The organism is Cobetia sp. UIB-001, assembly GCF_044789135.1.
Lineage (GTDB): Bacteria > Pseudomonadota > Gammaproteobacteria > Pseudomonadales > Halomonadaceae > Cobetia > Cobetia amphilecti.
Map to the genome: position 1 here is coordinate 3734379 of NZ_CP058244.1, position 26718 is coordinate 3761096.

Below are 26718 nucleotides of genomic sequence, written 5' to 3' on the forward strand. Positions count from 1 at the left end.
TTGCATCCTGAGTCGCCTGCCCACGCCGTGCCGTTTGCCGTGCAAGGTGTGCCGTCAGCGCAGAACTCGATGACTTAACGCAAGACCCAAGCTTTCAGGAATGATGATTCATGAGTGATATTCTCAACCGTCTGTCAGTGGTACTGGCAGAACGGCGCGACGCTGACCCGACCTCCTCCTATGTCGCGAGCCTGCATCACAAGGGCCTCAACAAGGTACTGGAGAAGATTGGCGAAGAGGCGACCGAAACCGTACTGGCCGCCAAGGATTTCGCTCACGACGACGTGGACTCGCAGCGTGCCGTGATCGGTGAGACCGCTGACCTGTGGTTCCATTCACTGGTCATGCTGTCGCACCTGGGGCTGGATCATCAGGAAGTGCTGGATGAGCTGGCACGCCGCTTCGGTGTTTCCGGCCATGATGAAAAGGCCGCTCGCGGCCAGTGAAGGACCCGTATTCTTCCGGCGCAAGTCGGCTTTCCGGCAGCGGTGCCAGCACCCTGCAAGTCTCAAGGCCCAATGACCCGGTGTCAGCGGCCCAAATGGAGAATTTCCCATGTTAGGTGGCATCAGTATCTGGCAGCTTCTCATCGTGCTCGGCATCATCATCCTGATCTTCGGGACCAAGAAGCTGCGCAACGTCGGCTCTGATCTCGGCGGTGCCGTGAAGGGCTTCAAGGGCGCGATGAAGGAAGAAGAGAAGAAGAGCGACGAGCCGACTGCCCAGCAGAAGGTCGCGCATGAGGAAAAGCGTGGCGACACCATCGATGTCGAGGCCGAGAGCCGCGATACCGCTGACAAGCGCTCGTAACCCGCATGTTCGATATCGGCTTTTTTGAACTGGCATTGATCGCGCTGCTGGCGCTGATCGTGCTCGGCCCGGAGCGTCTGCCCCGGGCCGCCCGCACTGCGGGACTGTGGCTGGGACGCATCAAGCGCAGTGTCTCGGGCATTCAGCAGGAAATCAGTGCCCAGCTGGAAGCCGAGGAACTGCGTCAGACGCTCAACGAGCAGAAGAAGCAGCTCGATGAGACGCTCGCTCATGCGCGCAACGAGGCACGCGATGTCGAGCGCGGCATCACCGAGTCCAGCACGCCCCGCGATGCAGGCGCCTCCGGCGCTGAGACCAGCCCCCGCCCTGCCGAGAATGGTGCGCCGGCCACCGAGCCGAGCACTGCTTCCGACACCCGTGAATCACGAGAGCCACGTTCCTGATGAGTGATCCACATGCCTCACCGTCAGGTGGTCAGGGCGACGCCGCACATGCGCCGCTCATTGAGCACCTGATCGAGCTACGCTCGCGCTTGCTGCGCGCCACCCTGGTGGTGCTGGTGGTTTTCGCTGCGCTGTACGGCTTCTCCAACCAGATCTATCTGTATGTCGCCGAACCGCTGATGGCATTGCTGCCACCGGGTTCGCAGATGATCGCCACCGAAGTGGCCTCGCCCTTCCTGGCGCCCTTCAAGCTGACATTGGTGGTGGCGCTGTTCCTGGCGATTCCCGCCGTGCTCTACCAGGCCTGGGCGTTCATCGCACCGGGCCTCTATGAGAACGAGAAGGCATTGGCCCTGCCGCTGCTGGCCTCCAGCATCCTGCTGTTCTATGCCGGTGCGGCCTTCGCCTACTACGTGGTGTTCCCGCTGCTGTTCCAGTTCTTCACCACCACGGGCCCCGAGAACGTGGCGATCATGACGGACATCAATCAGTACCTGAATTTTGTCCTCAAGCTGTTCTTCGCCTTCGGGGTCGCCTTCGAGATTCCCATCGCCACCTTCCTGCTGATCTGGACCGGCGCGACCACGGTGGAGGCACTGAGCAAGAAGCGCCCCTATATCGTGATCGCCTGCTTCGTGGTCGGCATGCTGCTGACACCGCCGGACGTGATCTCGCAGTCGCTGCTGGCGATTCCGATGTGGCTGCTGTTCGAGATCGGCATTCTGGCCTCGCGCCTCTTCAAGCGTCGGCGTGCGGCATCAGACGATGAGGCATCGCAGGACACGCCCTGAACGCGACTGCCTGCAATCGGGCATCAGAAACAGGGCGTCAGAAACAGTGCCTCAGAATCACAGCATCAAAACAGAAAGCCCCGCCGGTTAACCGGCGGGGCTTTCTGTTTCTGGGGGCTTTGTGTTGCCAATGAACTTGCTCACACCAGCCACGCGCTATCACGCCAGACGCACAGGCGTGTCGAGATCAGTCCTGCTCGGCGGCACGCGCCTTGTCGTCCTCGATCCAGCTATCGATGCGCTCGACCAGCTTGAAGATGCCCTGGGCCGCTTCGCTGATGCGCTCCGCCAGCAGATAGGCCGGGGTGGTGACGAGACGGTTGGCGGCGTCGACGACGACGTCCGTCACCTCACAGCTCTTGTGCAGGCCGCCCTGGGCGCTGATCGCCCCGGAGACACTGGCATCGTTGCCGATGGTGACCGAGATGCCTTCCCCCAGCAGCTTGGGCACCATCACCGGCGCGATGCACATCACGCCGATCGGCTTGCCGGCCGCATGGAAGGGCTGCACCGCGTCCTGCAGGCCCGCGACGAGCTCGAGGTCCTCACCCTTGACGGCAAAGTCACACAGATTCTTGGCGGCACCGAAGCCGCCGGGCAGGATCAGCGCATCGAAGTCGTCCGCTGACAGCTCTTCCAGCGGGCGCACCTTGCCACGTGCCAGACGCGCGGACTCGACCAGCACGTTGCGGGTCTCCTCCATCTCGTCGCCAGTGCCGTGATTGATCACGTGATGCTGCGCGACATCCGGTGCAAAGCACTCATAGGCAATGCCCAGCTGATCGAGACGCAGCAGCGTCAGGGTAGTTTCATAGATCTCGGAGCCATCAAAGACACCGCAACCGGAAAGGATCAGGGCTACCTGCTTGGTCATGGGTTACTCCATTGACGATGAGCTGTGCGCGGCGATTGCCGGACAGGTCAGAAAAGACTAATACAAGCGCGTGACTGATTCGAATGCCGAGCCTCATTTCATGCCCGGCGTCATGCCCGGCGCGAGACGCTTCAGCGGCACCGAAGATGCGCGACCGCCACGCGGCAGACAGTGACAGGCGTGCAGGCGAGGCATGTCACTGCGCATCCCCTCAAGACTATGGGCGGCCCTGGCACAACTCAAGTGATGCTCCTCGTCCACTCGTATGCCATCAAGGCTCTGGTGCCGGAGGCTTGCCGCGGTGTCCGGAGGGGTCTGTCAGGCCCCACACCCGCCCCATCAGGGCCGTGCATGAGGCGCGACACCGCGACACATCTCCTGCACCTGTGGCCACAAGTCAACGCTGATATACTCAATTGACCCTGCCACAGGGACGACGGCTCCCGTCACGGGCCACCCACTTGCAGGCCGCAAGCTAGGCCTTCTCGTCGCCCGACAGACGCCTTGTCGTCATGTTCAGCCCCTGCTGGCACCTCACGTGACCGGCCTTGCCCCATGACCGCTGGCATCACTGTAATATTAATGAAATATTATAGACCTAGACTGCCTGCGACCATCACGGGAGCGGACCACCCGACCCGGAGAGCATTTCTTGAGCCAACGTACCCCGCGCCAGTTTCCTGCGACTCGTATGCGCCGTATGCGCAAGGACGACTTCTCTCGCCGCCTGATGCGTGAAAACCAGCTGACGGCCGATGATCTGATCCTGCCGGTCTTCGTTCTCGAAGGCTCCCAGCGTCGTGAAGCCGTGCCCAGCATGCCGGGCGTCGAGCGCCTGTCCATCGACCTCATGGTCGAAGAATGCCGCGCCGTCCACGCTCTGGGCGTGCCGGCCATCGCGCTCTTCCCGGTGGTCGATGCCGAGGCCAAGACGCTGTATGCCGAAGAATCCTACAACGCCAACGGCCTGGTGCAGCGTTGCGTGCGCGCCTTGAAGGAAGCGCTGCCGGAGCTGGGCGTCATCACGGATGTCGCGCTCGACCCCTACACCGTTCACGGTCAGGACGGCATCCTCGACGAAGACGGCTACGTGCTCAACGACCGCACCGTCGAGACCTTGATCAAGCAGGCGCTGTCACACGCGGAAGCCGGTGCCGATGTCATCGCGCCCTCCGACATGATGGATGGCCGCATCGGCTCCATCCGCGCCATGCTGGAACAGGAAGGCCTGATCAACACGCGCATCATGGCCTACTCGGCCAAGTACGCCTCCAACTACTACGGCCCGTTCCGTGACGCGGTCGGTTCGAGTGGCAATCTGGGCAAGGCCGACAAGCAGACCTACCAGATGGACCCCGCCAACAGCGACGAAGCCCTGCATGAGGTGGCGATGGACATCGCCGAGGGCGCTGACATGGTGATGGTCAAGCCGGGCATGCCCTATCTTGATGTGGTAACGCGTGTGAAGCGCGAGCTGGAAGTGCCGACCTTCGCCTATCAGGTCAGCGGTGAGTACGCCATGCACATGGCGGCTTTCCAGAACGGTTGGCTGGATGCCGACAAGGTCATTCTCGAGTCGCTGATGTGCTTCAAGCGTGCGGGTGCCGACGGCATCCTCACCTATTTTGCTCGCCAGGCGGCCGAATTGCTGGCGCAGAAAAACCGCCTTTGACAACCCCGGCCATTGCGGATGCGGCTGACCGGGATCATGGAGTTGATGATGGAACAGACGCCCAAGCAAGACACCGACAACAACACGGCGACCCTGCCGGAAGTCGCTGACAGTCGCGACAAGGATGCTGCCCCCAAGGCAGCATCCACCCCACGGGAAGGCGAAATCGAGCTGGCGGCGGATGAGCCGCCGGCTCAGGAACCGCTGCCCCTGCGCGTCAACCGGACGCGTACCGGCATCCATGCCAAGGCCACCCCCTCCCCCGAGGCTGATCTCGCTGATCCGGCGCTGTACTTCAATCGCGAGCTGTCCAACCTGCAGTTCAACATCCGCGTACTCGAGCAGGCCAAGGATACCTCGCATCCGCTGCTCAACCGCTTGATGTTCCTGCTGATCTTCACGTCCAACATGGACGAGTTCTTCGAGATCCGCGTGGCGGGTCTCAAGCATCAGATCGCCTTCGATCGCACCGACCCCGGCTGTGACGGCATGCTGCCGAGCAAGGTGCTCGATGAGGTGTCCCGCATCACGCATGAGCAGGTCGAACGCCAGTACCGCATGCTCAACGAGGACCTGATCCCCGCACTGGAAGAGCAGCACATCCGCTTCCGTCGCCGCAATCAGTGGAACGATGCCCAGAAGGCCTGGGTGCGCGATTACTTCGAGGAAGAGATCCAGCCGGTCATCAGCCCGATCGGTCTCGACCCGTCGCACCCGTTCCCGCGCCTGGTCAACAAGAGCCTCAACTTCATCGTCGAGCTGGAAGGCAAGGATGCCTTCGGTCGTGAAGGTGGCCTGGCCATCCTGCCGGCCCCGCGCTCGCTGCCGCGTCTGATCCGCATCCCGGATGGCCTCGTCGAGCCGGGGTACACCGAATACGTCTTCCTGTCCTCGATGATCCACGCTCACGCCCAGGAGCTGTTCCCGGGCATGAAGATCAAGGGCTGCTATCAGTTCCGCCTGACCCGCAACGCCGATCTCTCGGTGGATGCCGAGGATGTCTCCGACCTGGCCTCCGCGCTGCGTGGCGAGCTGCTGGCACGCCGCTACGGCGACGGGGTGCGTCTCGAGGTGGCAGACAACTGCCCGGAAGCCCTCTACACCTTCCTGCTCAAGCAGTTCGATCTGGAAACGCGTGACCTCTATCAGGTCAAGGGCCCGGTCAACCTCAACCGCCTGATGGAAGTCATCGGCGACGTCGGCCGCGAGGACCTGCTCTACGCCCCGTTCACTCCGGGCATTCCCAAGGCGCTCAAGGGCGACAACAGCCTGTTCGATGCGATCCGTCGCGAGGACATCCTGCTGCATCACCCCTTCCAGTCCTTCTCCCCGGTCGAGAACCTGCTCGCCGAGGCGGCGCGCGACCCGAACGTGCTGGCCATCAAGCAGACCCTCTATCGCACCGGCGCCGACTCCAACATCGTCTCCTCGCTGGTGGAAGCCGCACGTCAGGGCAAGGAGATCACCGTGGTGATCGAGCTGCGGGCGCGCTTCGATGAGGCCGACAACCTGCAGCTGGCCTCGCGCCTGCAGGAAGCCGGCGCCATCGTCATCTACGGCGTGATGGCTTACAAGACCCACGCCAAGATGCTGCATATCGTGCGACGTGAACACGGCGAGCTGCGTCACTACGCGCACCTGGGCACCGGTAACTACCATGCCAAGACGGCGCGCCTGTATACCGATTACAGCCTGCTGACCGCCAACGAGACGCTGTGCGAGGACGTCCACAAGGTCTTCCAGCAGCTGACCGGCATGGGCAAGCAGCGCAATATCGAGAAGCTGCTGCACGCGCCCTTCACGCTGCATGAGCGCATGGTGGAGATGATCGACCGTGAAGCGCGCAACGCCGAGAAAGGCAAGCGCGCCCACATCATCATCAAATGCAACTCACTGACCGAGCCCAAGCTGATTCGCGCCCTCTACCGCGCCTCGCGGGCTGGCGTGCAGTGTGACCTGATCATCCGCGGCGTCTGCTGTCTGCGCCCGGGCGTGCCGGGGATTTCCGACAACATCCGCGTACGCTCGGTGATCGGTCGCTTCCTTGAGCACACGCGCACCTTCCACTTCCACAATGCCGGTCAGCCGGAAACCTGGTGCTCCAGCGCGGATTACATGGAGCGCAACATGTTCCACCGCGTCGAGACCTGCTTCCCGCTGCTCGACAAGAAGCTGGCCCAGCGTATCCGCAAGGACCTGGACACCTATCTGGTCGACAACTGCCAGAGCTGGCGTCTGGAAAGCGATGGCCACTACACCCAGCTGGATGCCGGCGACGCGGAACCGATCAGCGTGCAGGAAACCCTGCTGTTCGCCTACGCCGCCAAGGCCTGATCGCGCTCGGCAAGGTCAGGACAGAACAAAGCTCATGAACTCTCGGCCCTCACGCTTGCGTGGGGGCCGTTGTCGTTGGCCCTCCCCACCCGCCTGATCGATCAAGCGCCCTCAAGCGAAGCGGGGCCAGGTTCAGGCGCATGAAAAAGCCCCCGTATCATCGATACGGGGGCTTCGCGTTCACACCTGACGCGCGGCGGCTTACATCAGACGCCGATCTGGCCGCCATCTTCGCGCTGGATGACCACGGTCGCGGCGCGGGCACGCACACTGCCGTCGGTCTCGGCGGTGGCGTCATCGCTCTGCGGCCAGTTGGCCGGGTGCTGGATGTTGATGAACATCGCGGTCTTGTCCGGGGTAGTGAAGATACCGGTGACTTCACAACCGTTCGGGCCCACCGCGAAGCGCTTGAGCTGCGCCTGGTTGTCGGCACCGATCACGGCCGCATCTCCCTCGGCCTGCTCGAGACCTGCCGGCACGACCGCCAGCAGCTGGTCATTGGTGACCTCGGTGATGCCTCCGTAGCCGTTGTCGGTCTGGATCCAAAGGATGCTGTCCTGACCTTCGCGGCCGTCGAAGTAGAGGCCATCGGGACTGGCGAACTCGTTCATCTCGGTCAGGCCGGACAGGTTGTCGGCATCGCTGGCCGCTGCGCCGAACACGAAGATCTCCCAATCGAAGGCCTTGTGATCGCCCGCTTCACGCCAGCGGATGATCTGACCCGCTTCGTTGTTGCCACGCGGATTGGCCGCGTTGGTCGGCGCCGTCTTGTAACCGACACCCGGCTCCTCGATGGCGGTGCCATCGTTGGTGAAGGCGGCGTCAGTGCCTTCTTCGGTGCGCTTGGAGTTGTTGGTCAGCGTCATGTAGACCTCGCCGGACACCGGGTCCACCGCGCCCCACTCCGGGCGGTCCATCGGGGTCGCGCCCATCAGGTCAGCCGCATCGGTGGTGTGGATGATGATGCCAGCCAGGTCATCGGCCGCCAGCCCCAGTGCCTCGGCCAGGGTGCGGCCATCCTTGGTCACGGCGTCCGGCGTCAGCTTGAGCCACTTGCCGGTGCCATCGGCGGAGAACTGGGCGACATACAGCGTGCCCTTGTCCAGGTACTTGTCGCCGATCGCCAGGCGGTCCTTGAAGTCACCGGCGCCACGGGCATCAGCGGCGTCCCACTTGGCGTCTGACACGAACTTGTAGATGTACTCGTTGCGCGAATCGTGACCGGAGTAGAAGACCACCGGCTCACCCTCGACCAGCTTGCCCGGCCAGCAACCTTCGTGACGGAAGCGGCCCAGCGCGGTGCGCTTGATGGCCTGCTCGCCGGTGTAGGGGTCGATCTCGACGATATAGCCGAAGGTGCGCGGTTCGTTGCGGTAATCCTTGTCGGCGCTGTCTGCCGTCGGCGTGTTGTCGAAACGCGCGAACTCGCCATCGACTTCACTGGCATCCCCGGCGGCGGTTTCCCAGCCATAGCGGCCACGCTCGGTCTCGATGCCGATGCGGTTGTCATCGAGCTGACGATCGCTGCGCTTGACGAAGTAACCCGGCCAATTCTCTTCGCAGGTCAGGTAGGTGCCCCACGGGGTGTAGCCGTTGGCGCAGTTGTTGTTGGTACCACGGGTGCGCATGCCATCCGGCGAGAAGGCTGTCTTGACGTAATCGCTGCCCGCCACCGGGCCGCTCAGCTTCATTTCGCTGGCGCTGGTGTAGCGGCGGTTGTAGCGCGAATCGCCCACCACTTCCCACTTGCCGTTGCTGGCCTTCTTGACCTCGACGATGGTCACGCCATGGGCATTGATCTCGGTACGCACTTCATCGGCCGGACGCTTGCCGGAATCCGCATTGGTCGCGCCACCCTTGGGTGCCCACAGAGCATCCTGATCGATGTATTCGTTGTTCATGACCAGTAGGAAGTTGCTGGAGGCCGTGTCGTCATTCAAGGCGAAGTTGTGCATGCCATCGTGATGCATGCCGACGGTGTTGAGCTGGATCTCCGGCGTCATCGCCAGGTCCTTGCTCCACTTGGGAGCCTTGGCATTGAGCGGCGTGCCCCACGGCGCCAGCACCTGTGCGGTATACCCCTTGGGAACCACGACTGCATCCGTGCGTGAACCCTTGATCGATTCGAAGGCCAGTGCCAGAGCCGTCTTCTCGCCCGCAGCATTGCTGGCGGCGTTGGCCGTGGTGCTCAGCCCCGCAAGACCGAAACCACCCAGCATGCTGGCAGCCGCCATGCCCAGGCCACCCTGCAGGACACGACGACGCGAGATGTGTCGCTCGATGACGGATGAGAACGTCTCGTTGCTGCTGGGATTAAGCAGGCGATGGTCTTCGATTTCCTTGCTCATGTCGCTTCCCCGTAGTCAGGTTTCGGGTTGTTCTGTTCAGGCACGCTCACTGAGGCATGCCGAAGGCAACAAGAGTGATACGCGAGCCCGATGACAATTCCGTGACGAACGGGCAACAAAGGCAAGAGACGACAGCGCCCAACGGCCTTTCGACCGTTGGGCGCTGGGGACTTCAGGACAAGCCGACAAATTCAGCAAACATCAGGCAAGCGCGACGTCATCCTCCCATCGAGGCGCGAGTCTGGCGCCTGATCTCAGGCCTCGCGCAGACGTTCAGCGGCCAGGCTCAGCAGGTGCTCGGTGGTTTCCCAGCCCAGGCATGCATCGGTGACGGACACGCCATGACGCAGCTGGGAGAGCTTCTCCGCTGCCGGCAAGGCCTGCTTGCCTTCATTGAGGTGACTCTCGAGCATCACGCCGATCAAGGCATCATCCCCCGCCAGGCGCTGAGAGAGCACATCCAGCATCACTTCGCTCTGGCGGCGGTGGTCCTTGCGGGAATTGGCGTGGCTGCAATCGACCATCAGGCGCGGCGTCAGGCCAGCGCCTTCCAGCTCACGCCGGCAGGCGGCCACCGAGGCGGCGTCATAGTTGGGCTGGCCATGGCCGCCGCGCAGCACCACATGGGTATGCGGGTTACCCGCGGTCTCGATCAGCGCCGGACGCCCGCTGTCATCCATGCCGAAGTGGCGATGCCCATGCGCCGCCGCCCCGATGGCCTGCACGGCGACCTCGACGCCTCCGTCAGTGCCGTTCTTGAAGCCCACTGCACAGCCGAGGCCGGAGGCCATCTCGCGATGGATCTGCGACTCGGTGGTGCGGGCGCCGATGGCCGCCCAGCCGAGCAGGTCTTCCAGGTAGGCAGCGGTCAGCGGCTGCAGCAGCTCCGTCGCCACCGGCAGGCCCAGCTGGTTGATCTCGCGCATCAGCTCGCGTGCCTGACGCAGGCCGGTGGCCATGTCATCGCTGCCATCCAGATGCGGATCATAGGCCAGCCCCTTCCAGCCCACCGTGGTGCGCGGCTTCTCGACATAGACACGCATCACCAGCTTGAGGCGATCACGTACCTGCGGCTCGATCACCGTCAGGCGCTGGGCGTACTCGCGCGCGGCCTTGAGATCATGGATGGAGCACGGCCCGACCACCACCAGCAGACGATCATCGTCGCCGGCGAGAATGGCGTTGATCTCATCGCGATGCTGGCGAATCTGGCCGGCCAGGGCGGCGTCGACCGGCAGCTGCTCGCGCAACTCGCTGGCGCTGGGCAGGGCTTCACGACTGATGCGTCCGGGTGTGGTCGGTGTCTGGGCGGCATCAGAGCGGGTCACGGTGGCGTTCTCGGCAGTCAAGGGGTCAGCAGTAGCGTCGGCAGTGTGCGGGTTGGCGGTCAACACGCGTTCAAGGCTGGCGTTCATGGTCTTCTCTCCTGTGATGAAGCCTTGGCTCCATCACGCAATATTCATTCTGACAGACAGGGACTTCGCGAATCGTCACCCCGGTGTTGCTCGCCCTGCCCCGCGGTGACAGCGGAAAGAGGCAGGACGCCGCTAAATCGCCAGCGCCAATAACCATGCACGACCCGAGCGGAGGCAAGAGAAAAGCGGGTAGTCAGGATAGTGGTGCGCATGGTCATTCCTCTCGTCATTCATGCTGCAATCATTGTCGGCACGTTAGGGTGACATGCCTCTCGTCATGGATTTCGCAAGGCCCGAAACGCAAGAACCCCCGGCCGTGGCTGCGACCGGGGGTTCTTCAAGGTGGTGGCAGCCCGTACGAGACAGGCGCGCCGTAACCTCAGGCGCGCCCCTGTGTAAACCAATACCAATAGCCGGCCGCACTCGCCGCCGCCTGGCCCGAAGGGCAGGCAACGACAGTGAACGGGCGGTGGCTGGTGGTCTGATTCATGGGTCGGGCCGGTATCCAGTAGTGACGATGAAAATGGTGATAGGCCTATCCTTGCACTCCAGATCGTCCTGCGCAAGCGTGAACCGGCAACAAACCGTTGCCCGCACGCATAAAGAAGGGCTATCAGCCTGAAGTGGCATCAGTATAATCTTTGGTTGTCGAGCAACATGATCGGCAACACGCATTCGTCCAGCGGTGCCTGACACCGCGCCCACAGCTTGGAATGCATGCATGCAGGATTCCCGAAATGATGCACTGATTGAGTATCTGTCGGGATGCGCCCGGCAGGATGCCAAGGCACTGGATCAGCTCTATCGAGCAACCAGTGCGCATCTATACGCTCAGTTGCTGCGTATCTTGAGACATGAGGCATCCGCGCAGGATTGTCTTCAGCAGGTCTACATCCGGGTATGGGCCGCCGCCGCCCAGTATGACGCCGGCCGCGCCCGCCCGATGACCTGGCTCGGCACCATGACCCGCAACATCGCCATCGACTGGATACGTCGACAGCGACCCAGCGAGCATGACAGCGATGAATTGATCGCCGCCATGCCGGGGCGGAGTGATATCGAGGCAGATGTCGACCTGGCCCAGCACAGTGGTGAACTCCACCAGTGCCTGGCCGAGCTGAATGACGATCAACGCCGCGCCCTGGAACTGGCCTACTTCGAAGGCCTCACCCACCAGGATCTGGCCAATCAACTGGACCAGCCCTTGGGCACCGTCAAGAGCTGGGTCCGTCGTGGACTCGAGAGGTTGAAGACATGCATGAGTCATTTGATCTGAGCGACCCGGAACTGCGCGAAGCCGCAGCGGGCGAATATGCGCTCGGCACATTGACACGCGACGAGCGCGCGGCATTCGAGTCACTGCTGGCCGTCAGCCACGACCTGCAACGTGATGTGGAGCGCTGGCGCGAGCATCTCAACGTGTTCAATGAACAGCTTCCCCCCGTCACGCCACCGGCCCATGTCTGGCAAGGCATCGCCGAGGCGACGGGCACCGCCCGTCAGCCCTGGTGGCGTCGCCTGGGCCTATGGCAAGGCATGACCGCCACGGCGTTCAGCCTGGCGCTGGCAGTCACCCTGACCTTCAGCCTGGGGCACAACGCGGGCATGGAGAGCGACTACGTGTTCGTGGTCAACAACTCTGACAGCAGCCCCGGCTGGATCGTCAACGCCTCCCACTCGGGCGAGATGATGGTGCAGGCCGTCAGGCCCGAAGCACCGGCCCCCGGCAAGGTCTGCGAGCTGTGGCTGATGGCCAAGGATGGCAAGGAGCCGATGTCACTGGGCATCCTGCCGCACTCCGGCACCATGAAGGTCGAGGTGCCCAAGGAGTATCTGGCCGCCTTCCCCGACAGCGATCTGGTGATCACGCTGGAAAGCCCGCAGGGCGCCCCCTCCGGCAACCAGATGGGCCCGACCCTCAAGAAGGGTCAGCTGACGCCGGTCGAAGGCCGCCACATCCTGTAAGCGCTTCAGTAGTGCAGGATGTCGTAGCAACGGTCGCTACAACGATCGCAATAACGGTCGCAGCAACGAAAAAAAAGCCCCCGCTTTTCAGCGGGGGCTTTTTTTGTGCAGAGCTCATGTGGCGCATGTCGTGTCGGGAATATCAGGAACGATAGCCGAAAAGCCACTGACACAAGCTATCAGCGCAGGTGGCGGCCACCATCCACCGGCAGGGTCGTGCCCGTGACATAGGGACTGTCCAGCAGGTAGCGCAGCGCCTGCCAGATGACGCCTGGCCCGGGCACCTGCTGCATCAACGACTTGGCGCGCGCACGCTCGGCATAGTCATCATCATCGCCCGGGCGCAGCATGATCAGCGCCGGCGCGATGGTGTTGACCTGGATGCGTGGCGCGAACATCGACGCGAACGACAAGGTCAGGTTCTCGAGCCCTGCCTTGCTGGCCGCGTAGGCCGCATGCTTGCGCGAGCCCTTCTGGACCACGAAGTCACTCATGTGGACGATGTCCGCCTGCGTCTCGACCCCGGCTTCCAGCAGCTCGCGCAGCGCCAGATTGATCAGGTACGGCGCCTGCATGTGGACACGGAACAGGTGCTCGAACAGCTCGCCCTGCCCCTCGCCGTCGCCATCCGGCGCCCAGTCGCCGGCATTGTGCACGATGGCCCGCAATGTCGGAGTCAGCTCACGAATCGCCGCGATGAATGCCTGGATGCCTGCCTCGCTGGAGAAATCCGCCTGCACGGTGCGAATGCCCAGCGCACGCAGGGCATCGAGCTCTTCCCGCTCGCGTCGATAACTGATGATGACCGGATGACCATCATCTATCAGTCGCTCGGCACAATAGCGCCCCAGACGCTGCGCGCCACCGGTGATCAGTATCGGGGACTGACTCATTCACTCGACTCCTTCAGACAATGTCAGGCAGCTTCAGGCAATGTCAGGCCGCTTCAGGCAGAGACCAGCGCCGGGTCCAGCAGCGGCTCGCGTGGCGCATAGCTGAACACATCGGAGCTCAGCGCGCTGGCCTCGACACCCAATGGCGTCAGCGCATCGACACAGGCATAGACCATGCCTGGCGAGCCGGACAGATAGACGCGCTTGCCCGCCATACTGCCCGCGTGCTTGCGCAGCGCCTCATCGATACGCCCCAGATGGCCATTGAAAGCGGCTTCGACACCGGCCGCTTCCAGCGCGCGATGGTGGGCATCACCGACTTCCGGCGCTTCTTCCAGCACCGGGAAATAACGGAAGTTGGGCTGACTGGCGGCCCAGTTGAGCGCCGCGCTCTCCAGGTACAGATCGCGCCGCTCACGCGCCGCCCACCACAGCTCGATGGGCTGGGTCAGGCCACGTGCAAACGCCGCCTGCAGCATGGCGTGCATCTGCGAGAAGCCGGTGCCGGCACAGATCAGCACGATGGGGCTGGGGTCGTCGAGGTCCAGCACGCACTCGCCACTGGGCAGACGCAGCTCAAGTTGATTGGCCGCGACCAGCAGGCTGCGCAGACGCGCGGAATTGCTGCGCTCCGGCCAATGCTGGATATGCAGCTCGAGCACGCCATCATCACTGGCGGCATTGGCGATGGAGAACGGTACCCAGGTGGTGTCATCGAGCTTCATCTCGAGATACTGGCCCGGCGCGTGCGCCAGGGCCTCGGGACGTGCGGCGAAGCGCACACGAAACACGTCCGGGGTCAGATCTTCCACACTCTCGACATGACAGGTCAGGGTCCGCGCCGTCATCGTATCCTCTTGTTATCTGATGCCTGCCGCCAGCGCGCCGCGCAACGACAGGGTAAATGCATGGGTGTTGATGGTCTGTCGCGGAATCAGTCCAGAATGCCCAGACTGTCCCAGCGTTCATCGACACGGGATGTGATCTCTTCGCTCATCACGATGGGCTCGCCCCACTCGCGGTCCGTCTCGCCGGGCCACTTGTTGGTCGCGTCCATGCCCATCTTGGAGCCAAGCCCCGCCGTTGGCGAGGCGAAGTCCAGATAATCGATCGGCGTATTGTCGACCAGAACGGTATCACGGCTCGGGTCCATGCGCGTGGTGATGGCCCAGATGACATCTTCCCACTTGCGGGCATCGACATCATCATCCAGCACGATCACGAACTTGGTGTACATGAACTGACGCAGGAAGCTCCAGACCCCCATCATCACGCGCTTGGCGTGGCCGGGGTACTGCTTCTTCATCGTCACCACCGCCATGCGGTAGGAGCAGCCTTCCGGCGGCAGATAGAAGTCGACGATCTCCGGGAACTGCTTGCGCAGAATCGGCACGAAGACTTCATTGAGCGCCAGGCCGAGAATCGCCGGCTCATCCGGCGGACGCCCGGTATAGGTGGAGTGATAGATCGGGTCGCGCCGATGGGTGATGCGCTCGATGGTGAAGACAGGGAAGGTCTCCACCTCGTTGTAATAGCCGGTGTGATCGCCGTAGGGGCCTTCCGGCGCCACGTCATCCGGATACAGATAGCCTTCCAGGATGATCTCGGCGCTGGCCGGGACTTCAAGATCCGACAGGCCGCATTTGACCAGCTCGGTGCGCGAGCCGCGCAGCAGGCCGGCAAAGGCATACTCGGAGAGTGAATCCGGCACCGGCGTGACAGCGCCGAGGATGGTGGCCGGATCGGCACCCAGTGCCACCGCGACCGGGAAGGGCTCGCCCGGATGGGCCTTCTGCCACTCGCGGAAGTCCAGTGCGCCGCCACGGTGTGCCAGCCAGCGCATGATCAGGCGATTCTTGCCGAGCTTCTGCTGACGATAGATGCCGAGGTTCTGGCGCTCCTTGTGCGGACCGCGCGTGATCACCAGCGGCCAGGTCACCAGCGGCGCGGCATCCCCGGGCCAGCAGTGCTGGATCGGAATCATGTCGAGATCGACCTCATCCCCTTCCAGCACGATCTCCTGACAGGGCGCACGCTTGACCTTCTTCGGCCCCATGCTCATCACCTGCTTGAAGATCGGCAACTTGTCCCAGGCATCCCGGAAGCCCTTGGGCGGTTCCGGCTCCTTGAGGAAGGCCAGCAGCTCGCCGACTTCGCGCAGCGCCTCGACGGATTCCTGGCCCATGCCCAGCGCCACGCGTCGCGGCGTGCCGAACAGATTGCCCAGCACCGGCATGCTGTGGCCCTTGACGTTCTCGAACAGCAACGCCGGACCACCCGCTTTCAGGGTGCGATCGCAGATCTCGGTCATCTCCAGATAGGGGTCCACCTCGGCACGAATGCGCTTGAGTTCGCCCTTTTCTTCCAGCGCCGCGATGAAATCGCGTAAGTCTCGATACTGCATGGGAGTTTCCGCTCGGCTTGATCAAGTCCCGAGCATACCATTGCCAGCCGGCACTCGGCAGGTCAGCAACGCAGGACGCCCACTTCCCGGGCGGGAAGTGGGCGTCCTGGCAAGCACATGGCAAGCACCTGTCGAGAACATGGCCAGCCAACCGGCTGGGCCAAGTGTCGATCAGCGGCGCTTCATGGCCTCGAAGAACTCGAGGTTGGTCTTGGTATCTTTCAGACGATCGATCAGGAACTCGGTGGCCGCCACATCTTCCATCGGGTTGAGCAGCTTGCGCAGGATCCACATGCGCTGCATTTCATCCTCGGACGCGATCAGGTCTTCACGACGCGTGCCGGAGCGACGGATGTTGAGGGCCGGGAAGACACGACGCTCGGCCAGCTTGCGGTCGAGGTGAGCTTCCATGTTACCGGTGCCCTTGAATTCCTCGAAGATGACCTCGTCCATCTTGGAACCGGTATCGACCAGCGCCGTGGCGAGGATGGTCAGGCTGCCGCCTTCTTCGATGTTACGCGCGGCACCGAAGAAGCGCTTCGGCTTCTCGAGCGCGTGAGCGTCGACACCACCGGTCAGCACCTTGCCGGAAGACGGCACCACGGTGTTGTAGGCACGCGCCAGACGGGTCACGGAATCGAGCAGGATGACGACATCCTTCTTGTGCTCGACCAGACGCTTGGCCTTCTCGATCACCATCTCGGCGACCTGGACGTGACGGGCCGGCGGCTCATCGAAGGTGGAGGCCACGACTTCGCCACGCACGGTGCGCGACATCTCGGTGACTTCCTCGGGACGCTCATCGATCAGCAGCACGATGAGGTGACATTCGGGGTTGTTGCGCGTGATGGAGGCGGCGATGTTCTGCAGCATCATCGTCTTGCCCGCCTTGGGCGGCGAGACGATCAGGCCACGCTGGCCCTTGCCGATCGGTGCGGTCAGATCAAGGATGCGCGAGGTGATGTCTTCGGTGGAACCGTTGCCGATTTCCATCAGCAGGCGCGACTGCGGGAACAGCGGCGTCAGGTTCTCGAACAGGATCTTGTGCTTGGCATTCTCGGGGCGGTCAAAGTTGATCTGATTGACCTTGAGCAGCGCGAAGTAACGCTCCCCTTCCTTCGGCGGACGAATCTTGCCGGAGATGGTGTCGCCCTTGCGCAGATTGAAGCGACGGATCTGGGACGGTGAAACGTAGATGTCATCAGGGCCCGCGAGGTAGGAAGAGTCTGCACTGCGAAGGAAGCCGAAGCCGTCCTGCAGGATTTCCAGAACGCCGTCGCCGTAGATGTCCTCACCGCTTTTCGCGTGCTTCTTGAGGATGGCGAAGATGATGTCCTGCTTGCGCGAACGTGCCAGATTATCGATGCCCATCGTCTGGGCAAGTTCCAGCAGTTCGGGGACAGTATTTTGCTTGAGTTGGGTAAGATTCATCGGCTTTGTTTGAACGTGGCTCAGGTCAGCAGGGCTGATAGATAAGAAGGGAATCGAGAAGACGGGCAGAAGGCAAGGACCGGCACTGCAAAGGTGCAGACAGAACTCGACAGCATTCCCGGAGGCAAGCGCCTGAGCTGGATGAAGACAGGTGCCAAAAGTTCAGGAAAGATCACTCACCACGGCCGAACAACGAATTCAGCAACGGAGTGTCGAGCTACGGATGTCCAGCGACGACGGACCGGTCGAAGGGACACGGAGCGTCATGCTTCCTGACAGAAAAGTCTTCTCGATATGGAATCTAGCGGTATGAATCGCCTGGTGGCTGGCCGGCGTGTCGCGGGCAGCATTACCAGAGGGCTGGCTGACAACTGGGGGACCGTGGGACGGTCGACATGACGCAATCAGAGAGCGTGTAATCAGGCGAACGCCTCGATGGTAGTCAAGCCGGCCCCTGAACGCAAGCCCCGGCGGCCCGGTGGCGCCCCCGGCGCTGCCTGAAGCGCTCACCACCGGCCAGCCAGTGCTGCGATAGCCGCCGCTGACGTGGTGCTTTCACTGACGGCTCAAGGCACCCGGCGGCGGCAAGGCCCGACTCACAGATTGGCATCCAGAAAGGCTGCCAGCTGCGCGCGCGGCATGGCGCCCACCTTGCTGGCTTCGACATTGCCGCCCACAAACAGCATCAATGTCGGCACACCGCGCACGCCGAAGCGGGCGGCGAGTTCAGGGGCTTCATCGACATCGACCTTGACGATCTTGAGCTGCCCTTCGTATTCCTCGGCCAGGGATTCCAGCGTCGGTGCCACGCTCTTGCACGGCCCGCACCAGGAAGCCCAGAAATCCACCAGCACCGGATGCTCGCTCTCCAGCACCACGGATTCGAAGTCCCTTTCTGCAATCGGTACCACACGTTCGCTCATCGCGACGTTATCTCCCAGACCCGGTTGGTCTTGCTGATTGTGCTGCGTGATGGCTTGCGACTCATTGAGCGTGATGATGACCCGCGACTTCGTCGTTCTGTCATATCACGCCGCTAGAATAGCATGCCCCATGCGCTGAATGTGCCGCCAGCCCCTCGTGGTGGTGGCGCCGTGTGTGCCACCGGTTTGACACCTCTGGCCAGTCGCCGCAATCTTGCGAGAGTCGCCGCCGCGACCTGCTGCCAGCGTCATCTTCCCGCAGCAGGCTCGCGCCCGGTGGCCGCCCACGCTCACGACAACTTCATTGCGCCATGGTCGCCACGCAAGGAAGCCGTCGCAGGAGTTGGCGTGAAGGAGGCAGTGCATGATGCCTGCCATGAATGACCCGCCGTAAAGGACTCCGCCCTTGAGTGAATCAGCACCCTCCCAGCACCCGCAACCCACCGCCTCTGATGAAGGCAGTGCCGGCAATGAGGCCCCGCTGCTGAAGCTGGCTGCCATCGATCTGGGTTCCAACAGCTTCCACCTGTTGCTGGCCAACCATCAGGCGGGGCAATTGCAGGTCGTGGCCAAGCAGGGTGAGAAGGTCCAGCTGGCGGCAGGGCTGGACGAAGACGGCATGCTCAGCGAAGAAGCCATGGAGCGCGCCCTCAACTGTCTCGCCCAGTTCGCGCCCTTCATCGATGGCATCGAGGCCGACCATCTGCGGGTCGTGGGCACCAATGCCCTGCGCGCCGCGCATAACAGTGAAGAACTGATCGAGCGTGCCGAGGCCCTGCTGGGGCATCCCATCGAGATCATCGCCGGGCGCGAAGAAGCCCGCCTGATCTATCTGGGCGCGGCGCATGCGCTGGCCGATGTGCACGGCAAGCGCCTGATCGTCGATATCGGCGGCGGTTCCACCGAGTTCATCATCGGTGAGCAATTCGAGCCCCAGCTGCTGGAAAGCCTGCACATGGGCTGCGTCGCCTATACCAAGGCCTTCTTCCAGGACGGCGAGATCAGCGAGAAGCGCATGCGCCGCGCCGAGCTGGCCGCACGCTCGGAACTGGCCAGCATCCAGCGCACCTATCGCGAGATGGGCTGGGATGACCCGGTCGGCTCCTCCGGCACCATCAAGGCCGCCGCCAACGTGCTGGAAGCGCACGGCTGGGCCCCACATGGCGTGGTCACACGTGAAGGACTGCACAAGCTGCGCGCGGCACTGCTGGAGTTCAAACGCCTCGACAAGGTCAGCCTGCCGGGCCTGAAGAGCGATCGCGCCACCGTCTTCCCGGCGGGCATCGCCATCCTGTGCGGTGTCTTCGAGGCACTGGGGCTGGAGCAGATGCGCTACTCCGACGGCGCGCTGCGTGAAGGCGTGCTGTTCGATCTGATCGGGCGCAACACGCCGGAGGATTCGCGTCTGTCGGCCATCGAGTCGCTGCAGCGCCGTTACGGCATCGATACCCGCCACGCCAGCAATGTGCGCGACACCGCCCTGCAGCTGTTCGATCAGGTCGCCGGCGACTGGGCGCTGGGGGCGACGTCACGTCAGCTGCTGAGCTGGGCCGCTGACCTCCACGAAGTCGGCCAGGCGATTTCCCACAGCCAGTTCCATCGCCATGGCGCCTACCTGCTCGAGCATTCCGACCTGCTCGGCTTCTCGCGTCCGGAACAGCGAGCGCTGGCCTTCCTGGTCCGCGCCCACCGTCGCAAGTTCCCCAAGAACGAACTGGCGGCGCTGCCGGAGCCGCAGCAACCGCGTTTGGCGCGTCTGGCTCGCCTGCTGCGCATGGCGGTGATGCTCAACCATTCACGCTCGGAAGCGCCGGTGCTCGGCATGCATCTCAGCGCCGAAGGCGACGACCTGACGCTCAACCTGACCGAGGAATATCGCGATCACAGCCTGATCAACGATGACCTCAGCCAGGAAAGCGAGTTGCAGAAAGCCGCCGGCATGACGCTGACACTGGCCGATGCCTGAGCGAGCACAGCGCAAGACATCGGCGAGACCGCCCGCTGGCCTCACTGCTGTGTGAGTGCGGCCAGTAGCCACCAGCCCCGCGAGGGGTGCCACAGCCCCGCGACTATCCCGTCGTGCATGCGTGCCACACGCAACTGGTCACGCTGCCACGGCGGGATGTCGGCCTCCTGCAGCAAACGCTTGAGATCGCGCCGCCCCCGCCCTGCCACTCGCAGTACATCTCCCGGCTGACGTGAGGTGAAGGCAACATGCTGCTCATCCCTTCCCAGCGCCCGCCATGCCTTGCGCGCCTCAGCATCCCACTCAGAGGAAGGCGTCCCGCCGGGTTGGCGACCACTTCTCGCGCAGCCAGTATCGCCTTGTCGATGACGCATACCCTGCTCAATAACGGTATCTGACACCTGCCACCACAGCTGGCCGCGCCACGCGCGCACGCTGACGGTGTTTTCGGCGTTGGCCCAGTGCACCTCGGCCACCGAGTCGGGCGGCGTGGCGATCAACTGCTGCAGGCTCATCAAGCGCCCGCGCGGCGGCACCGGCCAGCCACGCGACTGGCATAGATGGCGCAGGACCAAGCGCTGACGTGACTCACTCAAGCCTGACAACTCCGCCAGTGACAGCTGCGTCTCGTGCGCCCGTCCCTGATCCAGGCCCTGCTCATGTCCTTGAGCCAGGCGCTTTGCGCCTGACACCTGAACCTTCGCCAGCAGCTCGGCCGCCAGCTCATCAAGCAGTGACTGCTCTTCCTGCAGCTGCTGCGCCGAACGCGCCAGGCTGGCCACGGCCTGCGGCCAGCGCGCCTGCAGCAGCGGGACGACACTGTGGCGCAGGTAGTTGCGATCAAACTGCTGATCGACATTGCTGGGGTCTTCGCACCAGTCGTGCCCGGCCTGCAAGCCCTGCTGGCTCGCCAATGTCAGGATTTCATGGCGCGGGATGCCCAACAGCGGCCGGAGTAGTCGTGCCCGCCCATGGGCGGACTGGTCTCGCCCGGGAGACGCCTCGCCCACGGCCAGCGCCCGCTCAGGCGGCATGGCCGCCAGCCCGCGCCCGCCGCTGCCACGCAATGCGTTGAGCAACAGCGTCTCGGCCTGATCATCCTGATGCTGCGCCAGCCACAGGCTATCCCCCGCCACCAGACAGGCGCTCAGTGCCGCCAGCCGCCCTTCGCGCGCTGCCGCCTCCAGCCCTCGCGACTTGAGTGCTGTCTCCGCCAACGCCAGATGACGCACGCTCAGCGGCAGCCCAAGACGCGAGGCCAGCCTGCGCGCCAGCTGCTCGAAATCATCGTTGGCTGCCTGCAGGCCGTGATGCACATGCACCAGCCGCAGTCGACGCGGGCAGTCCTTGACCGCGCGAGCCGCCAGCCGCGCCAGCATCACCGAATCCAGCCCGCCCGAGAGCGCGATCCACACCGTGCGCCTGGCATCGCTGGCCTCGAGCGCCTCGCGCACGGCGACGAGTGCGCGCGACTCCGCCATCTCGCTCAGCGGTTGAGCACGCAGGCACAGCGAATCCAGTGAGGGGGACAGAGACATGTCGGGCTCCTGTCGCGAAGCGGATGAAGGAAGTGGTGGAGAAAAGGAAGTGGAGAAGAAAACGCCGACCCTGAACGCAAGAACGCCCCCGGAAGAATCCGGAGGCGTCCTGGTCACGCTGGCATGAGCCGATCGCGCATCACGCGAGAGGCACCGGGATCATGCCGGGGCGCCGTAGCTCATCAGGCGCTGGTAACGACGCTCCAACAGGGCATCGGTATCCAGGGCGCCAAGACGCTCCAGACCTTCGCCCAGCGCAGCCTTGATGCTGTCGGCAGCGGACTGCGGGTTGCGGTGCGCGCCACCCAGCGGCTCCTTGATCAGGTTGTCGACGAAGCCCAGCTCCTTGAGGCGCGAGGCAGTGATGCCCATCGCATCAGCAGCATCGGCGGCACGCTCGGCGCTCTTCCACAGGATGGAGGCGCAACCTTCCGGCGAGATCACCGAGTAGGTGGAGTACTGCAGCATGTTCAGCTCGTCACACACGCCGATGGCCAGTGCGCCGCCGGAACCACCCTCACCGATGACGGTGGAGATGATCGGCGTCTTGAGGCGAGACATCACCGCCAGGTTGTAGGCGATGGCCTCGGACTGACCGCGCTCCTCGGCACCGATGCCCGGATAGGCACCCGGGGTGTCGATGAAGGTCAGGATCGGCATCTTGAAACGCTCGGCCATCTCCATCAGACGGCAGGCCTTGCGGTAGCCTTCCGGACGCGGCATGCCGAAGTTGCGACGCACCTTTTCCTTCACGTCGCGGCCTTTCTGGTGACCGATCACCATCACCGGCTTGTCGTCGAGACGCGCGATACCGCCGACCAGCGCTTCGTCGTCCGCGTAGTGACGGTCGCCGTGCAGCTCATCGAAGTCCGTGAACAGATTCTCGAGGTAATCGAGGGTATACGGGCGCTGCGGGTGACGTGCCAGCTGAGATACCTGCCAGGCGCCGAGGTCCTTGAAGATGGACTCGGTGAGCTTGGTGCTCTTTTCCTGCAGGCGAGCGATCTCGTCAGACAGGTTGACCTGGGAGTCGTTACCGACCAGACGGAGTTCCTCGATCTTGGCCTGCAGCTCGGCGATCGGCTGTTCAAAGTCCAGATAATTGGGATTCATAAGGCGTTTCGTTCGTCGTCTCGGGCAGCCAGGAAAGCGAGTCGGCCGGGTCACTCCCCCTGAGCACACGCTCAGGCGATCTGTGGCTCGCGGCGGTCACAGTCGGCATGGAATTGGGTACGGAAAAGATGGACAGGCATTATCGCACCCTGTTCGACAGGTGCAAACCTTGCCCGCCTGTTAGGCGTGGATTAACTCTGCGCCCACGCCGCTCATCTCGGTGCTGCGCCTGCCCCGCCGCTTGGCGAGGCAGGCACCATCCTGCGGGCCAGCACCTCAGTCACGGTACTTGAGGCGCACACCGCGCTGGCCTTCCACCTCACCCAGCTGGATCAACAACTCATCACTGGGCGCAACGCGCCATTGCTCGCCCAGCTCCAGCCAGGCCTCCGCCGCGGCGTTGCGATAACGCAGGCGCATCGGCAGGCCTTCGCTGGCCAGGTGTGGCGTCAGCAAGGTGGTCAGCTGCTGGGTGAAGCGACCACCGATGTCCTCGGCGGCGATACTCATCTCGACCGCCTCACCGAAGCGCGCCCGCGCATCGATGATCGGCGTGACGTCCTTGCCGCGCAGACGCAGGCCACCGGAGTAGTCATCCTGGCTGACCTCGCCCTCGACGATCACCACGCTGTCAGGCACCAGCTTGTTGCGCACCTGATCGTAGAGCTCACCGAACATCGAGGCCTCGATGCGCCCGGTGCGGTCATCCAGGGTCACGAAGGCCATGGTGTCGCCCCGCTTGGACTTCATGGTGCGCATGGCGATCACCAGCCCGGCGATGCGCTGCGGCTCACGCGACGGCTTCAGATCACTGATGCGTGCATTGATGAAGCGCTTGAGCTCACCCTCGTACTCATCGATGGGGTGGCCGGTCAGATAGAGTCCCAGCGTGTCCTTCTCGCCGGTGAGGCGCTCCTTGTCGGTCCACTCGCGCGCCTTGCGATAGCCGGCGTAGACATCGGTTTCCGGCTCGCTGAAGGCGTCGCCGAACATGTCGGTAATGCCGACATCGTTGTTGGCGTGATTCTGGGAGGCGGCCTTGAGCGCATCCTCCACCGCCAGCATCAGCACCGCACGCGACGGGCCGATGTTGTCCAGCGCGCCGGAGCGGATCAGCGCTTCCAGGGTGCGCTTGTTGATCTTCTTGGCGTCGATGCGCTTGCAGAAGTCGAAGATGTCACTGAACGGGCCACCCTCGGCGCGCGCGCTGACGATGGCATCGATCGGGCCCTCGCCCACGCCACGGATGGCGCCCAGGCCATAGACGACGCGCCCTTCCAGATCAACGGTGAACTTGTAGCCGCCGATGTTCACATCCGGCGGCGTGACCGTCAGACCGATATGGCGGCACTCCTCGATCAGCGGCACCACCTTCTCGATGGTCTGCATCTCGGTCGAGATCACCGCGGCCATGAACGGCCCCGGATAGTGCGCCTTCAGCCAGCCGGTCTGGTAGGAGACGAGACCATAGGCCGCCGAGTGCGACTTGTTGAAGCCGTAACCGGCGAATTTTTCCACCAGGTCGAAGATGTTGCCGGCGAGGTCCTTGTCGATGCCCTTGCCCGCACAGCCTTCCATGAAGCCGGCGCGCTGCTTGGCCATCTCTTCCGGCTTCTTCTTGCCCATCGCGCGGCGCAGCATGTCGGCCTGACCCAGCGTATAGCCGGCCAGCACCTGCGCGATCTGCATGACCTGCTCCTGGTATAGGATGATGCCGTAGGTCGGCTCCAGTACCGGCTTGAGCAGCTCATGCTGGTAATCCGGGTGTGGATAAGACACTTCCGAACGACCGTGCTTGCGGTTGATGAAGTCATCCACCATGCCGGACTGCAGCGGGCCGGGACGGAACAGGGCCACCAGGGCGATCATGTCTTCCAGGCAGTCGGGCTTGAGCTTCTTGATCAGCTCCTTCATGCCGCGGGATTCCAGCTGGAAGACGGCCGTCGTCTCCGCCTTCTGCAGCATGTCGAAGGTCTTGGCATCATCCAGCGGGATGTCATCGATATCCAGCGGCGCCAGCCCTTCCCGCTCACGGATCTTGTCGACCATCTCGGTCGCCCAGTCGATGATGGTCAGGGTGCGCAGACCCAGGAAGTCGAACTTGACCAGCCCGGCCTCCTCGACGTCGTTCTTGTCGAACTGGACCACCAGACCGCTGCCGTCTTCATCACACAGCAGCGGCGCGAAGTCGGTCAGCTTAGTCGGCGCGATCACCACGCCCCCGGCGTGCTTGCCGGTGCCGCGCGTGGTGCCCTCGAGCTTGAGCGCCATCTCCCAGATTTCCTGGGCTTCCTCGTCGTTGTCGATGAATTCCTTGAGCTGCGGCTCCTGCTCAATGGCCTTCTCGAGCGTGATGCCGACCTCGAAGGGAATCAGCTTGGAGAGCTTGTCACCCAGCGAATAGGGCTTGCCCTGGGCACGCGCCACGTCACGCACCACGGCCTTGGCGGCCATGGTGCCGAAGGTGACGATCTGCGAGACCGCGTTGCGCCCGTAGCGCTCGGCCACGTAGTCGATCACGCGGTCACGCTTCTCCATGCAGAAATCGACGTCAAAGTCGGGCATGGAGACACGTTCAGGGTTCAGGAAGCGCTCGAACAGCAGGTCATATTCCAGCGGGTCCAGATCGGTGATCTTCTGGGCGTAGGCCACCAGCGAGCCGGCACCGGAACCACGCCCCGGCCCGACCGGCACGCCGTTGTCCTTGCCCCACTGGATGAAGTCCATGACGATCAGGAAGTAACCGGGGAAGCCCATCTGCAGGATGATGTCGAGCTCGAAATCCAGTCGCGTGCGGTAGCGCTGCTCGATCTCGGCCCAGGCCTCGCTGTCACGCGGATGCCTGGCATGGGGATACAGCTTGTCGAGGCGCTCCGTCAGGCCATCATGCGAGACCTTGCGGAAGAACTGGTCCATCGTCATGCCTTCCGGCACCGGGAACTCGGGCAGGAAGTAGGTGCCCAGCTGCACGGTCACCGAGCAGCGCGCCGCGATCAGCACACTGTTCTCGAGCGCCTCGGGAATGTCGGAGAACAGCTCGCTCATCTCCTCGGCGCTCTTCAGGTACTGCTCATCGCTGTAGCGGGTCTCGCGCCGCGGGTCATCCAGCGCCTTGCCTTCGCCGATGGAGACGCGCGTCTCGTGGGCCCAGTAGTCCTCCCGCTTGAGGAAGCGCACATCATTGGTGGCGACCACCGGCGTATCGGTGGCCTCGGCCAGCGCCACCGACAGGTGCAAGCACTCTTCCTCGTACTGACGCTGAGTGCGGGTCAGCTCCAGATAGAAGCGATCCCCGAACACCGCCTTCCACTCACCGAGCAGTGCCCGGGCGCTGTCTTCGTGGTCCGACAGCAGATGACGGCCGATCTCGCCTTCACGGCCACCGGACAGCACGATCAGGCCCTCGGCCTGCTCGAAGATCCACTGTTTCTCGAGGTAGGCGCGGTCCTGCTTCTGGCCATCGGTCCAGCCGCGCGAGATCAGCTCGGTGAGGTTGCGATAGCCGGTGTCGTTCATCGCCAGCAGCGTGAGGCGATACGGGCGCGTGGCATCCTGGGGATTGATCAGCCACATGTCGGCACCGATGATCGGCTTGATGCCGGCAGCGCGCGCATTGGAGTAGAACTTGACCAGGCCGAACAGGTTGGCCTCGTCAGTCACCGCGACAGCCGGCTGGCCCGCCGCGGCGGTCGCCTTGATCAGCGGCTTGACGCCGGGCAGACCATCGACGAGGGAGAACTCGGTGTGAACGCGCAGGTGAACAAAGGGCGTGGTCATGGAATCGGCTCGTGAAGTCGGCGTGACGGTGAAGGATTCGGTTGCGGCTGGTGCTGTCGT

At 63.4% G+C, this 26718-nt stretch carries 21 protein-coding genes; 10 read left to right on the plus strand and 11 right to left on the minus strand.

What is annotated here, in order from left to right; translation table 11 throughout:
- Positions 1-110: 110 nt before the first annotated feature.
- The 4 genes from HA399_RS15400 to tatC all read left to right on the plus strand — a co-directional run bounded on the left by HA399_RS15400 (position 111) and on the right by tatC (position 2005).
- Positions 111-446 (plus strand): phosphoribosyl-ATP diphosphatase, encoded by a 336-nt coding sequence (locus HA399_RS15400; RefSeq protein ID WP_043332980.1) that lies wholly within the window; start codon positions 111-113, stop codon positions 444-446.
- A gap of 109 nt (positions 447-555) precedes the next feature.
- Entirely contained in the window at positions 556-810 is a 255-nt protein-coding gene (tatA, locus tag HA399_RS15405; protein ID WP_043332981.1) for a Sec-independent protein translocase subunit TatA, read from the plus strand.
- Between the two features lie 5 nt (positions 811-815).
- Entirely contained in the window at positions 816-1214 is a 399-nt protein-coding gene (gene tatB / locus HA399_RS15410) for a Sec-independent protein translocase protein TatB (RefSeq protein WP_131432769.1), read from the plus strand.
- Entirely contained in the window at positions 1214-2005 is a 792-nt protein-coding gene (gene tatC / locus HA399_RS15415; RefSeq protein WP_404325438.1) for a twin-arginine translocase subunit TatC, read from the plus strand. Before tatB ends, tatC begins: the two co-directional genes overlap by 1 nt.
- A gap of 187 nt (positions 2006-2192) precedes the next feature.
- On the opposite strand, the gene elbB is transcribed toward tatC, so the two are convergent.
- Positions 2193-2879 (minus strand): isoprenoid biosynthesis glyoxalase ElbB, encoded by a 687-nt coding sequence (gene elbB, locus HA399_RS15420; protein ID WP_404325439.1) that lies wholly within the window; start codon positions 2877-2879, stop codon positions 2193-2195.
- Positions 2880-3531: 652 nt separating this feature from the next.
- On the opposite strand from elbB, the gene hemB reads away from it, so the two are divergent.
- Positions 3532-4551, plus strand: coding sequence for a porphobilinogen synthase (gene hemB, locus HA399_RS15425; protein ID WP_054556515.1), 1020 nt, complete (start codon positions 3532-3534; stop codon positions 4549-4551).
- Positions 4552-4599: 48 nt separating this feature from the next.
- Positions 4600-6885 (plus strand): polyphosphate kinase 1, encoded by a 2286-nt coding sequence (gene ppk1 / locus HA399_RS15430; RefSeq protein ID WP_131432772.1) that lies wholly within the window; start codon positions 4600-4602, stop codon positions 6883-6885.
- A 206-nt stretch (positions 6886-7091) separates the two neighbouring features.
- Here the strand turns inward: ppk1 and HA399_RS15435 are convergent, their stop codons facing one another.
- Together HA399_RS15435 and HA399_RS15440 are read right to left on the minus strand one after the other, a co-directional pair.
- Positions 7092-9233: a PhoX family protein gene (locus tag HA399_RS15435; RefSeq protein ID WP_404325440.1), complete on the minus strand. Its 2142-nt coding sequence runs from the start codon at positions 9231-9233 to the stop codon at positions 7092-7094.
- Between the two features lie 254 nt (positions 9234-9487).
- Positions 9488-10648 carry a 3-deoxy-7-phosphoheptulonate synthase gene (locus HA399_RS15440; RefSeq protein ID WP_404325441.1) on the minus strand — a complete coding sequence of 387 codons (1161 nt, stop codon included), beginning with the start codon at positions 10646-10648 and terminating at the stop codon, positions 9488-9490.
- Between the two features lie 721 nt (positions 10649-11369).
- Here HA399_RS15440 and HA399_RS15445 point away from each other — a divergent pair.
- The gene (locus HA399_RS15445; RefSeq protein WP_043332989.1) at positions 11370-11924 is read left to right on the plus strand and encodes a sigma-70 family RNA polymerase sigma factor; all 555 of its coding nucleotides are present in this window, start codon (positions 11370-11372) and stop codon (positions 11922-11924) included.
- Positions 11903-12613: an anti-sigma factor domain-containing protein gene (locus HA399_RS15450; RefSeq protein ID WP_107335921.1), complete on the plus strand. Its 711-nt coding sequence runs from the start codon at positions 11903-11905 to the stop codon at positions 12611-12613. Before HA399_RS15445 ends, HA399_RS15450 begins: the two co-directional genes overlap by 22 nt.
- A 179-nt stretch (positions 12614-12792) precedes the next feature.
- On the opposite strand, the gene folM is transcribed toward HA399_RS15450, so the two are convergent.
- From folM to trxA, 5 genes are all read right to left on the minus strand, one after another.
- Positions 12793-13506, minus strand: a complete 714-nt coding sequence (gene folM / locus HA399_RS15455) for a dihydromonapterin reductase (protein ID WP_404325442.1) — start codon at positions 13504-13506, stop codon at positions 12793-12795.
- Between the two features lie 53 nt (positions 13507-13559).
- Positions 13560-14354: an FAD-binding oxidoreductase gene (locus tag HA399_RS15460; RefSeq protein WP_043332993.1), complete on the minus strand. Its 795-nt coding sequence runs from the start codon at positions 14352-14354 to the stop codon at positions 13560-13562.
- An 86-nt stretch (positions 14355-14440) separates the two neighbouring features.
- Positions 14441-15910: a 4-hydroxy-3-polyprenylbenzoate decarboxylase gene (gene ubiD / locus HA399_RS15465; protein WP_153636602.1), complete on the minus strand. Its 1470-nt coding sequence runs from the start codon at positions 15908-15910 to the stop codon at positions 14441-14443.
- A 171-nt stretch (positions 15911-16081) separates the two neighbouring features.
- Positions 16082-17341 carry a transcription termination factor Rho gene (gene rho, locus HA399_RS15470; protein WP_043332997.1) on the minus strand — a complete coding sequence of 420 codons (1260 nt, stop codon included), beginning with the start codon at positions 17339-17341 and terminating at the stop codon, positions 16082-16084.
- A gap of 596 nt (positions 17342-17937) precedes the next feature.
- Positions 17938-18264, minus strand: coding sequence for a thioredoxin (gene trxA, locus HA399_RS15475; protein ID WP_043332999.1), 327 nt, complete (start codon positions 18262-18264; stop codon positions 17938-17940).
- A gap of 406 nt (positions 18265-18670) precedes the next feature.
- On the opposite strand from trxA, the gene ppx reads away from it, so the two are divergent.
- Positions 18671-20230 (plus strand): exopolyphosphatase, encoded by a 1560-nt coding sequence (gene ppx / locus HA399_RS15480; RefSeq protein WP_389382512.1) that lies wholly within the window; start codon positions 18671-18673, stop codon positions 20228-20230.
- 41 nt (positions 20231-20271) lie between these two features.
- Here the strand turns inward: ppx and tilS are convergent, their stop codons facing one another.
- A complete protein-coding gene (gene tilS / locus HA399_RS15485; protein WP_404325443.1) occupies positions 20272-21768 on the minus strand; it encodes a tRNA lysidine(34) synthetase TilS in 1497 nt (498 codons plus the stop codon).
- Between tilS and HA399_RS15490 the strand changes: the two genes are divergently transcribed.
- The gene (locus HA399_RS15490; RefSeq protein ID WP_404325444.1) at positions 21767-21895 is read left to right on the plus strand and encodes a hypothetical protein; all 129 of its coding nucleotides are present in this window, start codon (positions 21767-21769) and stop codon (positions 21893-21895) included. The two genes, tilS and HA399_RS15490, sit on opposite strands and share 2 nt — an antisense overlap.
- 32 nt (positions 21896-21927) lie before the next feature.
- Here the strand turns inward: HA399_RS15490 and accA are convergent, their stop codons facing one another.
- Positions 21928-22881, minus strand: a complete 954-nt coding sequence (accA, locus tag HA399_RS15495; protein WP_043333001.1) for an acetyl-CoA carboxylase carboxyl transferase subunit alpha — start codon at positions 22879-22881, stop codon at positions 21928-21930.
- Between the two features lie 276 nt (positions 22882-23157).
- On the minus strand, positions 23158-26658 hold the full coding sequence (gene dnaE / locus HA399_RS15500; protein WP_054556522.1) for a DNA polymerase III subunit alpha: 3501 nt from the start codon (positions 26656-26658) through the stop codon (positions 23158-23160).
- Positions 26659-26718: the final 60 nt, after the last annotated feature.

Excerpts from the sequence above, each read along its gene's own strand:
- HA399_RS15400 (WP_043332980.1), top strand. The coding sequence starts at position 111 with ATGAGTGATATTCTCAACCGTCTGTCAGTGGTACTGGCAGAACGGCGC.
- tatA (WP_043332981.1), top strand. The coding sequence starts at position 556 with ATGTTAGGTGGCATCAGTATCTGGCAGCTTCTCATCGTGCTCGGCATC.
- tatB (WP_131432769.1), top strand. The coding sequence starts at position 816 with ATGTTCGATATCGGCTTTTTTGAACTGGCATTGATCGCGCTGCTGGCG.
- tatC (WP_404325438.1), top strand. The coding sequence starts at position 1,214 with ATGAGTGATCCACATGCCTCACCGTCAGGTGGTCAGGGCGACGCCGCA.
- elbB (WP_404325439.1), bottom strand. The coding sequence starts at position 2,879 with ATGACCAAGCAGGTAGCCCTGATCCTTTCCGGTTGCGGTGTCTTTGAT.
- ppk1 (WP_131432772.1), top strand. The coding sequence starts at position 4,600 with ATGGAACAGACGCCCAAGCAAGACACCGACAACAACACGGCGACCCTG.
- HA399_RS15435 (WP_404325440.1), bottom strand. The coding sequence starts at position 9,233 with ATGAGCAAGGAAATCGAAGACCATCGCCTGCTTAATCCCAGCAGCAAC.
- HA399_RS15440 (WP_404325441.1), bottom strand. The coding sequence starts at position 10,648 with ATGAACGCCAGCCTTGAACGCGTGTTGACCGCCAACCCGCACACTGCC.
- HA399_RS15445 (WP_043332989.1), top strand. The coding sequence starts at position 11,370 with ATGCAGGATTCCCGAAATGATGCACTGATTGAGTATCTGTCGGGATGC.
- HA399_RS15450 (WP_107335921.1), top strand. The coding sequence starts at position 11,903 with ATGCATGAGTCATTTGATCTGAGCGACCCGGAACTGCGCGAAGCCGCA.
- folM (WP_404325442.1), bottom strand. The coding sequence starts at position 13,506 with ATGAGTCAGTCCCCGATACTGATCACCGGTGGCGCGCAGCGTCTGGGG.
- HA399_RS15460 (WP_043332993.1), bottom strand. The coding sequence starts at position 14,354 with ATGACGGCGCGGACCCTGACCTGTCATGTCGAGAGTGTGGAAGATCTG.
- ubiD (WP_153636602.1), bottom strand. The coding sequence starts at position 15,910 with ATGCAGTATCGAGACTTACGCGATTTCATCGCGGCGCTGGAAGAAAAG.
- rho (WP_043332997.1), bottom strand. The coding sequence starts at position 17,341 with ATGAATCTTACCCAACTCAAGCAAAATACTGTCCCCGAACTGCTGGAA.
- trxA (WP_043332999.1), bottom strand. The coding sequence starts at position 18,264 with ATGAGCGAACGTGTGGTACCGATTGCAGAAAGGGACTTCGAATCCGTG.
- HA399_RS15490 (WP_404325444.1), top strand. The coding sequence starts at position 21,767 with ATGTCGGGCTCCTGTCGCGAAGCGGATGAAGGAAGTGGTGGAGAAAAG.
- tilS (WP_404325443.1), bottom strand. The coding sequence starts at position 21,768 with ATGTCTCTGTCCCCCTCACTGGATTCGCTGTGCCTGCGTGCTCAACCG.
- accA (WP_043333001.1), bottom strand. The coding sequence starts at position 22,881 with ATGAATCCCAATTATCTGGACTTTGAACAGCCGATCGCCGAGCTGCAG.
- dnaE (WP_054556522.1), bottom strand. The coding sequence starts at position 26,658 with ATGACCACGCCCTTTGTTCACCTGCGCGTTCACACCGAGTTCTCCCTC.